Raw genomic sequence first — 13,339 nt, 5'->3', positions numbered from 1 at the left:
ATCAGCCGGCAGTGCGAAACGTCAGGTTGATGCGTTGCGGGCCCATCACCGGGTGCCGGCCTTCCTTGACGGGCATCACGCCGTGAAAGCGCAGGCGATCGACGCCGCCCCAGACCACGACGTCGCCATGGAACAGCGAAACTTTCTGTGTCCGGTCACTACGCGCGTGGCCACCAAACAGAAAAATCGCCGGCAAGCCGAGGGACACCGACACCACCGGTGCGCTGTAGCGGCGTTCGTTCTTGTCCTGATGCAGGGACATTTTGGCGCCGGGCACGTAGCGGTTGATCAGGCAGGCGTCGGGGGCGAACCCGATGAAGCCCGCGTCTGCCGCAGCCTGCACGGCCAACTCGCGCAATGCGTCGGGCATGGTCGGCCAGGGCAGTTGGCTGCGCGGGTCCAGCGGGGAGTAGCGGTAGCCGTGGGCGTCGGTGGTCCAGCCTAGCTCACCGCAACTGCTCAACGCCGCCGACATCGTAAAACCGCCTGGGGTGACCATCTGCCGAAACGGTGATTGCGCCAGCACCTGGCGCAGCGATGGTAGAAGACGTTCGATCCAGGGCAGGGCATAACCCCTTAGCACGTAGGACTCATCACCGATTTGTTCACGCCCAGCAGGTTGTTGCAAGGCGTCATCGGCGAACAGGTCGGCGGTGGGCATCGGTTTACAGGGCCTTGCTCACAGTGATGTCGGTGATTTCATCACTGGCATCATGGATTTTGGCCAGGGCTTGCTTGGCTTCTTCCACGCTGTTGCTGTGCAATTGGGCGAACTCGAAGCGGCGTTCGCCGTTGAGTTTGTACTTGATCACGTATTTGGTGGTAGTCACTGCTTATTTCCTGTGGCGAGTCCGAATCAGCTCAGCTTGGTGCTGGTGCGACGAACGATACGAATCTTGTGGGACAGGGCGGGTTTGCGCGTCACGCTGATCGCGCGGCGGGTGACCACATCCAGGGTAATGTTCCAGAAGCCGGTGCTTGGCGCGGTGATCTTGGCGGGAAACTTGTCGAATGCGCCACCGTGGTAGGTGTGGCGGCCGCCATTTTTGAAGCTGCGAAAGTTCGCATCGCTCATCAGACGAATATTACAAGTCTGCGAGCATTCGATGACGACAATGTCCCCCTCGTTGAGGTGCTCGCGCTGGTGGATGAATTTCATGGGGTGTCTCCAGAAGGGCTTTTTCTGAAAAATCAGAACGATACGTAGGTTAAGATGGAGTTTATCAGCCCCAGCGCTTTTATTATCGTGCCGTTGTCGATGACATCGACAATTTAAAACAGTTATTTACCGAGTTATCAGGGATAAATCCTACGTTGACGGGAGAAATTTGCCATCCCGGCTGTCGTAGGATCTTTATCGGAGGTTTTGTATGAAGTGGAGTGTGTTGGTTCTGGCCGTGGCGCTAGGTGGGTGTGCCTCGGTTGCCGATATCAAGCAGACCCCTCCCACGCTGGCCGTCATCTCTGGCAAGAAGCCGCAGGAATATGCTGCCTGTGTGGTACACAAGCTGTCGGCTACGCGTCGCCCGTCGCAAATCGAGCCACATAAAGACGGTGTGCAGGTTATTGTCCCGCAGAAATTTTCCGCGGACCCCTCGGCCATTTTCGAGATCGAAGACCGCTCCAGCGGCAGCAGCATCAAGCTCTATGAGAGCATGTCCAATGTGCCGATCCGCCCGGGTGATGTGAAAAAGGCTGGGGAAGATTGCATTTCCGGCTGATGCCGTTGCGGAATATCAGATATGAAACGTGAACACGTCAAAGCGCGCCACGCCGAGGGCCAGATTTCGGCTACCCATGTGATCCAGAATCCCGCCGACCTCGGCGAATGGATCGTCTTTTTCAAGAAAAGCGGCGGTCGCAGCTTTTTCCTGGTGGACGACCAGGATGAGGTCGAATCCTTTGCCAGCCTTGATACGCTGACCGAGACCCTGCGCGGGCTGGGTATCAAGTTCGCTGAAGTGCACCTGTAACCCCAAGGGTTACTTGCAGACCACCACAACGCTGCGGCTTTTGTAATTGCCGACGTCCTTGCCCAGGGTCTTGTCGCCCTCGCTCAGGGCCGGCGTGCCCTCGGTGCCGACGATGCGATAGCCGGTGCCTGCACAGGACGCATCGGCTTTTTCGTAGCAACTGGCCCACGAGTTGGCCTCGCCAGAGCAGTCGACGGTCAGGCCTTGCTCGCCGTTTTTCAGATAGACATCAGAGGTGGTGGTGCACCCGGCAAGCGCCAGTACCGCAGTCAGTGCCAGAATTTTGTTCATGGGTAGGTCGTCGTAGAGGGTGTTGGAGGGCGCGCCGATACACTCGTTGAGCGTCTGCGCAAGACTATAGCGAACTGCCACCAAGGTACAGGCAAACACAAAAAAGCCCCGTTGACCGGGGCTTTTGCGCAAGGCGCCGAGGCTTACTTGCCTTTGGGGCGCTTGCTCGACGCGTGGCCGGCTTCATCCACAAACACTTCAGCGACCGCCGCCGCCTGGCTTTCGGTCGCAAAAGCCCCGGCAACGCTGTCGCCGTGGAAGTTGATCAGGTGCCAGCCGTCTGCACGCTTGGTGATCAGGTAGCCGTTTACGCCTTTTGGTTCTGACATCTATTGAGCATCTCGTGGTCAAGTTCAAGGGGGTAATGATAGCGCCAAATGTCGCGGCCCCGCGCAAGTTATTCCAATCCAATGTGCAACCGCGAAAAGCGTGCTAAAAAGGTTGCAGCCCTTTAAAACAGTGAGGGCTAGACTTTTTTGGCCCTGTCAGTGGCGACGCCCTCTGTAAGATAAGCGGAACTTACACCGACATTTTTTCTCTATGTTGACATCGCAACGCCAGCAGGACCCATTGTAAGGTGACTGCGGCCTGATTAGACTGCGCCGAATTCCGTACGCACAGCCCTTTGTAAGGACTTATATGATCAAGAAATGCTTGTTCCCAGCAGCCGGTTACGGCACTCGCTTCCTGCCAGCGACCAAAGCCATGCCTAAAGAGATGCTGCCGGTGGTGAACAAGCCACTGATTCAGTACGGCGTCGAAGAGGCTCTGGATGCCGGCCTGAACGAAATCTCCATCGTGACCGGCCGCGGCAAACGCGCCCTGGAAGACCACTTCGACATCAGCTACGAGCTGGAAAACCAGATCAAGGGCACCGACAAGGAAAAATATCTGGTTGGTATCCGCAAGCTGCTGGACGAGTGCTCGTTCTCCTACACCCGTCAGACCCAGATGAAAGGCCTTGGCCACGCGATCCTGACCGGTCGCCCGCTGATCGGTGACGAACCGTTCGCCGTGGTACTGGCGGACGACCTGTGCGTCAACCTGGAAGGCGACGGCGTACTGACCCAGATGGTCAAGCTGTACCAGAAATACCGTTGCACCATCGTTGCCGTGCAAGAGGTCGATCCTCAAGAAACCAACAAATACGGCGTCATCGCCGGCGACGACATTGGTGATGGCCTGATCCGCGTGCGCGACATGGTTGAAAAACCAGCGCCGGAAGATGCCCCGTCGAACCTGGCGATCATCGGCCGTTACATCCTGACCCCGGATATCTTCAAGTTGATCGAAGAAACCGAGCCAGGCAAGGGCGGCGAAATCCAGATCACCGACGCCTTGCTCAAGCAAGCCAAAGACGGTTGTGTGATTGCCTACAAGTTCAAAGGCCGTCGTTTCGACTGCGGTGGCGCTGAAGGCTACATCGAAGCAACCAACTTCTGCTACGAGCACTTCTACAAGACTGGCAAGGCTTACTGATTCACGGTAGCCAGACCGGTTTTAAGTGAAAGCCACCTTCGGGTGGCTTTTTCGTTTTTCAGTACCCTGTAAGTCGGTATGCTGATGTCCTGCCGAGGAGAGTGAAATGGCCTACGATTTTGACTTGTATGTAATTGGCGCCGGTTCCGGCGGTGTTCGCGCAGCGCGTTTTGCTGCAGGGTTTGGTGCCAAGGTGGCTGTGGCCGAAAGCCGCTACCTGGGCGGCACCTGCGTCAACGTTGGCTGCGTGCCGAAAAAACTGCTGGTGTATGGCGCGCACTTTGCCGAGGACTTCGAGCAGGCCAGCGGTTTTGGCTGGTCGCTGGGGGAAGCGAACTTTGATTGGGCGACCCTGATCGCCAACAAGGACCGTGAGATCAATCGCCTCAACGGTATTTATCGCAACCTCTTGGTCAACAGTGGTGTGACCCTGCACGAGGGGCACGCACGCTTGGTTGATGCCCATCAGGTGGAAATCAATGGCGAGCGCTTCACCGCCAAACACATCCTCATCGCAACGGGCGGCTGGCCGCAGATCCCGGAGATTCCGGGGCGCGAACATGCTATTGGCTCCAACGAGGCGTTTTTCCTTGAAGAACTGCCCAAGCGCGTGCTGGTGGTGGGCGGTGGTTATATTGCCGTTGAGTTCGCAGGGATTTTCCATGGCCTGGGGGCGAAAACATCGTTGCTGTATCGCGGCGACCTGTTCCTGCGCGGCTTCGATGGCGCCGTGCGCACCCATCTCAAGGAAGAGCTGACCAAGCGTGGCCTGGATTTGCAGTTCAATGCCGATCTCGAACGCATCGACAAACAAGCCGATGGCAGCCTGAAAGCGACCTTGAAAGACGGCCGCGTGCTGGAGGCGGACTGTGTGTTCTACGCCACTGGCCGGCGTCCGATGCTGGATAACCTGGGCCTGGAAAACACGGGGGTCAAACTCGACAAGCGCGGTTTTGTCGAAGTGGACGACCTGTACCAGACCGCCGAATCGTCGATCCTCGCCATTGGTGATGTGATCGGTCGCGTACAGCTGACGCCGGTGGCCCTGGCCGAAGGCATGGCGGTGGCGCGCCGCCTGTTCAAACCTGAGCAATACCGCCCTGTGGATTACGCGATGATTCCGACAGCGGTGTTCAGCCTGCCGAATATCGGCACCGTGGGGCTGACAGAAGAAGAGGCGAAAGAGAAGGGGCACACGGTGCAGATCTTCGAAAGCCGCTTCCGGCCAATGAAGCTGACCCTGACCGAGTGCCAGGAAAAAACCCTGATGAAGCTGGTGGTGGATGCCGACACCGACAAGGTGTTGGGTTGCCACATGGTTGGCCCGGATGCCGGTGAAATCGTCCAGGGCCTGGCGATCGCGCTCAAGGCAGGCGCGACCAAGCGGCATTTCGATGAAACGATCGGCGTGCATCCTACGGCGGCGGAAGAGTTCGTCACCATGCGCACGCCTGTGGCGGGCTGATCAGGCGTCTGGCGTTGCCTCTGCTGCCGTTGCAACGACGGCGGCCAGGCGCAATGCCTCGATGCTGGCCTGGGCCTTGATCAGGTCCAGTTCCAGCGTCTTGTTCACCTGCTGGTGTTCGGCCAGTGCCTCCTGGCGTGACTGGCATTCCAGCACGGCCACGCGCAAGCGCTCCTGAAGCAGGCTGCGTTCGCCGTCTATCTGATTCATCTGTTCGTACAACTTGAGCTGCTGGGCCTGGTCCTTGCGAGCCTGCTCCTGCGCGGTCGCCAGCTCTTTTGTGGTGACCCGGTGCTCGATCAGCAGCCGCTCGTTATCACGATGCAGCTGGGTGATTTCATCCTGGCGCACCATGGCGCTCTGCTGGGCCTGGCGTAGCTCCGCCTGCACCTGTTGCAGTTGGCCTTCATGGCGGCGCTGTTCCTGCTCACGCTGCTCCTTGATGGCATTGCGGTAATGCTCAAGGGCATCGCGGGCGTGCAGGTGCTTGTCTTCCAGCGAACGGATCTGTTCGTCCTTGTCATTGATACGCAGCTCGTAATCGCTGCAGGCCTGGCTGAGGCCGGCGTTACGGGTTTGCTCGGTCTGCAGGCTGGTGCTGGCGGTTTGCAAGGCAGCGCTTTCTTCGGTCAGGGCCGCGGCCTGGATATCAAATTGCTGCTTGAGCTGGCCGTGGGCGGCTTCCAGGGTTTCTACCTGGGCGAGCAGGGCGCTTTTCTGTTGCTCGAATTGCGCCAGGGCTTGGTCGATGGGCTCCTGGGCTTTCTCTTTCAGGCGTTGCGCCAGTCGTGCGACCAGTTCGCCCAGCTCATCGTCGAGCGGTGCCTGGGTGATGGTGAGGCGCGACTCACTGTCGTCCAACTCCTTCAAATAGCGGTGAATCGTAGTCTTTGAGCCGGTATTGCCCATTTCGATGCGTACAGCATCAATGCTCGGGTTCTCGCCGCGAGCAAGGATCGCCAGGCGTGCCGTTTGAACGACTGCTTTGTTTATGCCGCCACGTGCCATGGGGTCTCCGTTGATTTAGTACTGTGGTACGTAGTATGTAGATACATACTCTAACACGAATATAAATTCGTTTAAAATCATGATTTAACAGATGGGATATTGGCGTATTATCCCGTGTGATTGGCGTTTTAACCGCGTGAACACCCGCAAGCAGTACGAATAGGCCTCCCATGAGCGATCTGGACCGTTATCTCAATGCCGCCACCCGCGACAACACGCGGCGCAGCTATCGCGCGGCCATCGAACACTTCGAAGTGAGTTGGGGTGGGTTTCTGCCGGCCACCAGCGACAGCGTGGCGCGCTACCTGGTGGCCCATGCCGGCGTGCTGGCGGTCAACACCTTGAAGCTGCGGCTCTCGGCGTTGGCGCAGTGGCACACCAGCCAAGGCTTTCCCGACCCGACGAAAGCGCCGGTGGTGCGCAAGGTGCTCAAAGGGATACGTGCCGTGCACCCGGCACAGGAAAAACAAGCCGAGCCATTGCAACTCAAGCACCTGGAGCGGGTGGTGGCTTCACTGGCGACTGAGGTGCAAGAAGCCACCCACGCCCATGACCAGGCGCGCTTGCTGCGGGCGAAGCGCGACACCGCGTTGATCTTGCTGGGCTTCTGGCGCGGCTTTCGCAGCGACGAGTTGTGCCGGCTGCAGATCGAGCATGTGCAAGCCACGCCCGGCGCCGGCATCAGCCTGTACCTGCCGCGCAGCAAAAGCGACCGCGACAACCTCGGCAAGACCTACCAGACCCCCGCGCTGCTGCGCCTGTGTCCGGTGCAGGCCTACAGCGAATGGCTCAGCGCCTCGGCGCTGGTGCGCGGCCCGGTGTTCCGTGGGGTTGATCGCTGGGGCAACCTGGGGGAGGAGGGGTTGCACCCCAACAGCGTGATCCCGCTGTTGCGCCAGGCGCTGGAGCGCGCCGGTATCGCCGCCGACCTCTACACCAGCCACTCGCTGCGTCGGGGCTTTGCGACCTGGGCCCACCGCAGCGGCTGGGATCTCAAGTCGCTGATGAGTTACGTCGGCTGGAGCGACATGAAATCCGCCATGCGCTATGTTGAAGCGACGCCTTTTCTCGGCATGACGTTGGCGACGCAACCGCTGCTTTAAGATTTCTTCTATTAATAGTGCTTGCTGATAGAGAAAACCAATCGCGAGCATCAGGTTTGCCAATGAGCCATCGGCACAGAGAGTGCGTAGGATTCACTTCATCAACTTCTTAACCCTGACGGAGAGTCAACGATGCCTATCATCAACAGCCAAGTAAAACCGTTCAAAGCTACCGCATACAAAAACGGCAACTTCGTAGATGTGTCTGACGCCGACCTGAAAGGCAAGTGGTCCGTGGTGTTCTTCTACCCAGCCGACTTCACCTTCGTTTGCCCAACCGAGCTGGAAGACCTGGCCGACAACTACGCCGAATTCCAGAAACTGGGCGTCGAGATCTACAGCGTTTCCACCGACACCCATTTTGCCCACGCAGCCTGGCACAACACTTCGCCAGCCATCGGCAAAATCCAGTACACCATGATCGGCGACCCAACCCTGACCATCTCCCGCAACTTCGACGTGCTGATCGAAGAAGCTGGCCTGGCAGACCGTGGCACCTTCGTGATCAACCCAGAAGGTCAGATCAAGATCGTTGAACTGAACGACGGCGGTGTTGGCCGTGACGCATCCGAGCTGCTGCGTAAAATCAAGGCCGCTCAATACGTTGCCGCCCACCCAGGCGAAGTGTGCCCAGCCAAGTGGAAAGAAGGCGAGGCTACCCTGGCTCCGTCCCTGGACCTGGTTGGCAAGATCTAAGTCTGTGAAGCACCTCAGGGCGGACTACACCGCACCTTAAGTAAGCTGCATCCGCCCTCAAAAACGCCCGGGCGATATTCGCTCGGGCGTTTTTTTTACCGAATTAAAAGGAATCGCCCGTATGTTGGACGCCAATCTTAAAGCTCAGTTGAAGTCATACCTGGAACGGGTCACCCAGCCGATCGAGATCGTCGCCTCCCTCGACGACGGTGCGAAATCCCAGGAAATGCTTGCCCTGTTGCAGGACGTTGTCAGCCTCACCACGCTGATTACCCTGAAAACCGATGGCCATGATGCGCGCAAGCCATCGTTCTCCATCAACCGCCCGGGTGCCGAGATCAGCCTGCGTTTTGCCGGCATCCCGATGGGCCATGAATTCACTTCGCTGGTGCTGGCCCTGCTGCAAGTCGGTGGCCACCCGTCGAAGGCCAGTGTCGACGTGATTGAACAGATCCGCGCCCTGAAAGGCGAGTTCAGCTTCGAGACGTACTTCTCGCTGTCCTGCCAGAACTGCCCGGACGTGGTCCAGGCATTGAACCTGATGGCCGTGCTCAACCCGAACATCCGCCACGTCGCCATCGACGGCGCGTTGTTCCAGGCGGAAGTGGATGAACGCCAGATCATGGCGGTGCCCAGTGTCTACCTCAACGGTGTGAACTTCGGCCAGGGCCGCATGGGCCTGGAAGAAATCCTCGCCAAGCTCGACACCAGCGGCATCGAAAAAGCCGCCGAGAAAATCAGCGCCAAAGACGCGTTCGATGTGCTTGTCGTCGGTGGTGGCCCGGCCGGCTCGGCAGCCGCTATCTACGCCGCACGTAAAGGTATCCGTACCGGCGTCGCCGCAGAGCGTTTTGGTGGGCAAGTGCTGGACACCATGTCCATCGAGAACTTCATCTCGGTGCAGGAAACCGAAGGGCCGAAACTGGCCAGCGCCCTTGAGGCCCACGTGCGCCAATACGACGTGGACATCATGAACCTGCAGCGTGCCAGTGCGTTGATTCCGGCCAAGAACCCAGGCGAGCTGCATGAAATTCGCTTCGAAAGCGGTGCGACCCTCAAGTCCAAGACCGTGATCCTGGCCACCGGTGCGCGCTGGCGTGAAATGGGCGTGCCGGGCGAGCAGGAATACAAGGCCAAGGGCGTGTGCTTCTGCCCGCACTGCGACGGTCCGTTGTTCAAGGGCAAGCGTGTAGCGGTGATCGGCGGCGGTAACTCCGGCGTTGAAGCGGCCATCGACCTGGCCGGCATTGTCAGCCATGTCACCTTGCTGGAGTTTGACAGCAAGCTGCGTGCCGATGCGGTGTTGCAGCGCAAGCTGTTCAGCCTGCCGAACGTTGACGTGATCACCAGCGCGCTGACCAGCGAAGTCAAAGGTGATGGCCAGAAAGTCACCGGCCTGGCGTACAAGGATCGCGACAGCGGTGAGTTCAAGACTGTCGATCTGGAAGGCATCTTCGTGCAGATCGGCCTGTTGCCAAACACTGACTGGCTCAAAGGTACCGTCGAGCTGTCGCCTCGCGGCGAGATCATCGTCGATGCCCGTGGCGAGACTTCACTGCCCGGCGTATTCGCCGCCGGTGACGTCACCACGGTGCCGTACAAGCAGATCGTGATTGCAGTGGGCGAGGGCGCCAAGGCTTCCCTGAGTGCCTTTGATCACTTGATCCGCACCTCGTAAGTTGCCCCGCTGAAATGAAAAACCCCATGAGTGATCATGGGGTTTTTTTATTCCTGCTCGTTCCTACGCTCTGCGTGGGAATGCATCCAGTGACGCTCAGCGTCACGCCACCTACTTACATGGGCGCTGGCTGGATGATCTCGACCCAGTACGCATCCGGGTCCTTGATAAACGCCAGGCTCTTCATGCGGCCATCGCTCAGGCGTTTCTGGAAATCACAGCCCAGGGCTTCGAAACGCTCGCAAGCGGCAACGATGTCCGGCACGGAAATGCAGATATGGCCAAAACCACGCGGGTCGGTGTTGCCGTTGTGGTAGGCAAAGCTGGCGTCGTTTTCGGTGCCGTGGTTGTGGGTCAGTTCCAGGATGCCGGGGATCGACTTCATCCACGTGCGCTCGGCCGCATCGGCCGGGATCTGGGACTTGTCCACCAGTGCCAGGAAGTACAGGCTGAATTCCGCTTCCGGGAAATCGCGCTTTTCAACCAGGGAGAAACCCAGCACGCGGGTGTAGAAGTCCAGCGACTTGGTGATGTCCTTGACCCGCAACATGGTGTGGTTGAACACGAAGTTCGAGGTGGCGGTGTCCGGTTGGGCGGTAACGCCCGGGAAAGTGTTCAGTTCGTGCAGGCTCATGGGCCCTCCAGAAAAAATGGGGGCAAAGCGGTCCCTTGGCTTGCGGCAAGCATCCGTGCAGCCGGGTCATGATACGCAAGGCCTGGCCAGTGCGCCAAATGAAAAAGGTCACGCCGGCCTTGCGGCGCATGGGGGGCGGGGCTCAAACTTTGGCGCTGGAACCTTGGGTGTTTGTCGCAATGATCGAATTTCGTAAACCGTTGTTGAGCGCTTTGTGTGCGCTGCTGGCAAGTCCGTGGGTGCTGGCGGCCGACCCGCAAGTTCATTGGCCCAGTGGCTGGCAGGTCGAGGAAGTGGTGCCTGACGGCGAGTCACCGGCAAAGCCCGCTGTGGTATCACGCCAGCGCGCGATCAAGAACGATGAAAATGGCACGACCTTGATGGTCATGGAGTTGACCGCTACTCCGATTGAACCCGGGCACAAAGTTAATCTTCAAGGCGTATTGCTGGAGATGCGCAAATCCATCCAGAAAGAGTTTGCCCAGGGCGGCTATCAAAGTGCGTGTAGCAAAATGCACCCAACCACATTGAGCGGTCTTGATGCGCTGGAAACTACTTGCGTGATTACCGAGAACGGGCGGCATGTGCTTTCGCAAACATTGGTGGGCGCAGTTGATATCGAAAAGGCCTATGTTTTTTCTTATGCCGGGCAGGCGCAAGCCTATGAGACCAGCAAGGAAGAAGTCACTTCGGTGCGCGACAGCCTGAAACTTTGAGGGCGTTGCCGGGGGCGATTTTGAACAAACTGAACTGTTAGTTAAGTTCGTTATCGAACCTGCAAAAAAAAGCCCCGCATGTGCGGGGCTCTTTGTGGGTGCGGTCTGATCAGCCGCGCAGCCAAGAATCTACAGTGGCTGCGCCATACTGTTCTTTCCAGGCTTTAAGGCCGCGGTGGTTGCCGCCCTTGGTCTCGATCAGCTCACCGGTGTGCGGGTTGTGGTAAACCTTGACCACACGGGCGCGGCGCTGTTTGGGGGCAGCGGCAACAGCTGCACCGGCCTTGCCTGGGTTCGGATCAAGGATGGAGATGATGTCACGCAGGCTTTTGCCGTAGCTTTTCATCAGCCCTTGAAGCTTTTCTTCAAATTCGATTTCTTTCTTCAGGCCGGCATCATTCTTCAAGGTTTCCAGCTGAGCCAGCTGCTCTTGAAGGGCTTTTTCTGCTGCGCGAAATTCGGCGAGTCTGGACAAGTTCTGTACTCCAATTATGTAGTTGGCTGATATCAACTGCAGGCAAAGCTATAAGCCAAAGCTTTAAGGCGGCTCAAAAAAAGAGGCCTTTCTGCGTGTTTTGCACCGGCAGAAAAAATTGTAGTAGTTAATCCGCCGAGAGTAAATAACGTCTTTGTCTGAACAAGATTATTTCATGATGTTAGTCCGTGGCTATTCAATGGCTCGCCAGGGACGCAGTGAACTCATTGCAAGGTAACGGCCGGCCGAACAGATAGCCCTGTAGGAAATCCACGCCTTGTGCTGCCAGGTACTCGCACTGCTCCACTGTTTCCACGCCTTCTGCGACTATGCCCAGGTCGAGCTTGCCGGATAATTCGATGATGCTGTCCAGAATATGCCGCGAGAGTGCATCGACACCGATCATGGCGACAAAGCTTTGATCGATTTTCAAGTAATCGACATTGAAGTTGCGCAAGTAACCCAAGCTTGAATGGCCGGTGCCGAAGTCATCAATGGCGATCAACACCCCTAATTGGTGCAGGGCATCGAACAGCTGGCGGGTGATATCGGTCGGCGTGATCAATTCGCGTTCGGTCAACTCCAGCACCAACGTGACCTGGCCAGGCGCGAAGGCGGCGAGAAACTCACGGCAATCCTGCACCAGGTCCAAGTCCTGGCAATGGCGTGCGGTGATGTTCACGCCGATGTGGAACCCCGGGCAGAAGCGCGCGGCGTGGGGCGCCAGTTGCGCAGCGGTCTGGCGCAGCAACGAGCGGGTCATGGGGACGATCAGGCCGGAATGCTCGGCCAAAGGAATAAACAAGTCCGGGCGTACGAGGCCTTCCTTTGGATGTTGCCAGCGCATCAAGACTTCACAGCCGGCCCATTCGCGGGTGTCGCCCCGCACGACCGGCTGGAAATAGGGAATGAATTCGTTCGCGGCCAAGGCCCGTTGCAGTTCATGGGTCGGCGCCGAAGAGCGCTTTTGCAGCCAGTGCGCGAGCAGGCCGGCGAGTACGCCGAAGAACACCAGCAGGCTGAAGAAACCCGGGTATCGGGCCTCCATGTAACGCCATACTTCGCCTGCCGGCATACCGGCTTCCACGCTGTAATCGTAGCGCGTCGAGGCCAAGTGCTGATGGGCCACGGCAAACTTCGGCACGGTGGTGTCCTGTACCTTGCCATCAGCCCCCAGCCAGTGCGGGCCTACTTGCAAGACCAACTGCGCGTAGCGGCTGATCAGGCGCAGGGCGTTGGTCAGGTGGTAGCCGTCAATCGAGGCAAATGCCGCTTTATCACCCTCGACCAGCCGATAAACCAGCAATGCGGTATCGGGCGTGACCGGGTTGCCATTCATCAGCCACAGGCGGCCATCCACGTAGTCCTCCGGGTTGACCTTCGATTCGTAGGCATCACCAAACAGTGAGCTGCAATAGATGTTCTTCTGCCAGGACAAGGTGGTTGCGCGCACAAATGGCCGGCGCGTGACCTGTTCGCGCAGTGCCAGTTGCGCAGCACTGTCACACGGCTGGCCCGCCAGTGGCAGCAGGGCCTGGGCGGCGAGGGCCGTGTTGTCGAGCATCAGGTCGAATTGGCGTACGGCTTCCTGGGCGGTTTGTGCGGTGCTTTGTGTGAGGCTGCGTTCGGCTTGCCAGTACAAGATCACCACGCCCAGGGCGATTGGCAACACGGCACTGAGGGATGTGATCAGGTAGCGGCTGGCGCGGTTTCGCGGGCCGTTGAGAGTCAGGGGCATGGGGGGCACGGCCTGTTGCAGTATGAAAAAACGCCGGAGGGCAAATCAGCTTGATTCGATGATAGTTGGCCGGGCTGGAATTA

The 13,339-nt window shown here is 58.4% G+C and carries 17 protein-coding genes; 8 read left to right on the top strand and 9 right to left on the bottom strand.

Annotation, left to right across the window (positions count from 1 at the left end):
* Position 1 precedes the first annotated feature (1 nt).
* Genes alkB through PSH87_RS14015 form a run of 3 tightly spaced genes read right to left on the bottom strand, consistent with a single transcriptional unit; the run spans position 2 to position 1,159 of the window.
* On the bottom strand, positions 2 to 661 hold the full coding sequence (alkB, locus tag PSH87_RS14025; RefSeq protein WP_017734221.1) for a DNA oxidative demethylase AlkB: 660 nt from the start codon (positions 659 to 661) through the stop codon (positions 2 to 4).
* 4 nt (positions 662 to 665) lie between these two features.
* The gene (locus PSH87_RS14020; protein ID WP_017734220.1) at positions 666 to 830 is read right to left on the bottom strand and encodes a hypothetical protein; all 165 of its coding nucleotides are present in this window, start codon (positions 828 to 830) and stop codon (positions 666 to 668) included.
* 26 nt (positions 831 to 856) lie between these two features.
* Entirely contained in the window at positions 857 to 1,159 is a 303-nt protein-coding gene (locus PSH87_RS14015; RefSeq protein ID WP_003173824.1) for a DUF1883 domain-containing protein, read from the bottom strand.
* A gap of 211 nt (positions 1,160 to 1,370) precedes the next feature.
* Between PSH87_RS14015 and PSH87_RS14010 the strand changes: the two genes are divergently transcribed.
* Together PSH87_RS14010 and PSH87_RS14005 are read left to right on the top strand one after the other, a co-directional pair.
* Positions 1,371 to 1,721 (top strand): hypothetical protein, encoded by a 351-nt coding sequence (locus PSH87_RS14010; RefSeq protein WP_017734219.1) that lies wholly within the window; start codon positions 1,371 to 1,373, stop codon positions 1,719 to 1,721.
* Positions 1,722 to 1,742: 21 nt separating this feature from the next.
* Positions 1,743 to 1,973 carry a hypothetical protein gene (locus PSH87_RS14005; protein WP_017734218.1) on the top strand — a complete coding sequence of 77 codons (231 nt, stop codon included), beginning with the start codon at positions 1,743 to 1,745 and terminating at the stop codon, positions 1,971 to 1,973.
* 9 nt (positions 1,974 to 1,982) lie between these two features.
* On the opposite strand, the gene PSH87_RS14000 is transcribed toward PSH87_RS14005, so the two are convergent.
* Both PSH87_RS14000 and PSH87_RS13995 read right to left on the bottom strand, forming a co-directional pair.
* A complete protein-coding gene (locus tag PSH87_RS14000) occupies positions 1,983 to 2,264 on the bottom strand; it encodes a hypothetical protein (protein WP_026136449.1) in 282 nt (93 codons plus the stop codon).
* Between the two features lie 143 nt (positions 2,265 to 2,407).
* On the bottom strand, positions 2,408 to 2,593 hold the full coding sequence (locus PSH87_RS13995; RefSeq protein ID WP_017734216.1) for a hypothetical protein: 186 nt from the start codon (positions 2,591 to 2,593) through the stop codon (positions 2,408 to 2,410).
* Positions 2,594 to 2,903: 310 nt separating this feature from the next.
* Between PSH87_RS13995 and galU the strand changes: the two genes are divergently transcribed.
* Together galU and gorA are read left to right on the top strand one after the other, a co-directional pair.
* Positions 2,904 to 3,743, top strand: a complete 840-nt coding sequence (galU, locus tag PSH87_RS13990) for a UTP--glucose-1-phosphate uridylyltransferase GalU (RefSeq protein WP_003212579.1) — start codon at positions 2,904 to 2,906, stop codon at positions 3,741 to 3,743.
* Positions 3,744 to 3,849: 106 nt separating this feature from the next.
* Entirely contained in the window at positions 3,850 to 5,208 is a 1,359-nt protein-coding gene (gene gorA / locus PSH87_RS13985) for a glutathione-disulfide reductase (RefSeq protein ID WP_305434228.1), read from the top strand.
* Here gorA and PSH87_RS13980 read toward each other — a convergent pair whose 3' ends face one another.
* A complete protein-coding gene (locus PSH87_RS13980; RefSeq protein ID WP_305434226.1) occupies positions 5,209 to 6,216 on the bottom strand; it encodes a DNA-binding protein in 1,008 nt (335 codons plus the stop codon).
* A 170-nt stretch (positions 6,217 to 6,386) separates the two neighbouring features.
* Here PSH87_RS13980 and PSH87_RS13975 point away from each other — a divergent pair, with 170 nt between their 5' ends.
* From PSH87_RS13975 to ahpF, 3 genes are all read left to right on the top strand, one after another.
* Positions 6,387 to 7,319: a site-specific integrase gene (locus PSH87_RS13975; protein WP_305434224.1), complete on the top strand. Its 933-nt coding sequence runs from the start codon at positions 6,387 to 6,389 to the stop codon at positions 7,317 to 7,319.
* Between the two features lie 132 nt (positions 7,320 to 7,451).
* Positions 7,452 to 8,015 (top strand): alkyl hydroperoxide reductase subunit C, encoded by a 564-nt coding sequence (gene ahpC / locus PSH87_RS13970; RefSeq protein ID WP_010210361.1) that lies wholly within the window; start codon positions 7,452 to 7,454, stop codon positions 8,013 to 8,015.
* A gap of 121 nt (positions 8,016 to 8,136) precedes the next feature.
* A complete protein-coding gene (ahpF, locus tag PSH87_RS13965) occupies positions 8,137 to 9,693 on the top strand; it encodes an alkyl hydroperoxide reductase subunit F (RefSeq protein WP_017734212.1) in 1,557 nt (518 codons plus the stop codon).
* A gap of 115 nt (positions 9,694 to 9,808) precedes the next feature.
* On the opposite strand, the gene gloA is transcribed toward ahpF, so the two are convergent.
* Positions 9,809 to 10,327 carry a lactoylglutathione lyase gene (gene gloA, locus PSH87_RS13960; protein ID WP_305434221.1) on the bottom strand — a complete coding sequence of 173 codons (519 nt, stop codon included), beginning with the start codon at positions 10,325 to 10,327 and terminating at the stop codon, positions 9,809 to 9,811.
* A 179-nt stretch (positions 10,328 to 10,506) separates the two neighbouring features.
* Between gloA and PSH87_RS13955 the strand changes: the two genes are divergently transcribed.
* Complete coding sequence (locus PSH87_RS13955) at positions 10,507 to 11,043, top strand: DUF4946 domain-containing protein (protein WP_305434310.1); 537 nt, start codon at positions 10,507 to 10,509, stop codon at positions 11,041 to 11,043.
* Between the two features lie 109 nt (positions 11,044 to 11,152).
* Here PSH87_RS13955 and PSH87_RS13950 read toward each other — a convergent pair whose 3' ends face one another.
* The gene (locus PSH87_RS13950) at positions 11,153 to 11,518 is read right to left on the bottom strand and encodes a histone-like nucleoid-structuring protein, MvaT/MvaU family (protein ID WP_017734209.1); all 366 of its coding nucleotides are present in this window, start codon (positions 11,516 to 11,518) and stop codon (positions 11,153 to 11,155) included.
* A gap of 196 nt (positions 11,519 to 11,714) precedes the next feature.
* On the bottom strand, positions 11,715 to 13,256 hold the full coding sequence (locus PSH87_RS13945; RefSeq protein WP_305434218.1) for an EAL domain-containing protein: 1,542 nt from the start codon (positions 13,254 to 13,256) through the stop codon (positions 11,715 to 11,717).
* Positions 13,257 to 13,339: the final 83 nt, after the last annotated feature.

It is taken from the genome of Pseudomonas sp. FP453, assembly GCF_030687495.1.
Lineage (GTDB): Bacteria > Pseudomonadota > Gammaproteobacteria > Pseudomonadales > Pseudomonadaceae > Aquipseudomonas.
The sequence above is the reverse complement of the archived record's forward strand: the minus strand, read 5'-3'. Positions and strand labels throughout refer to the sequence as shown.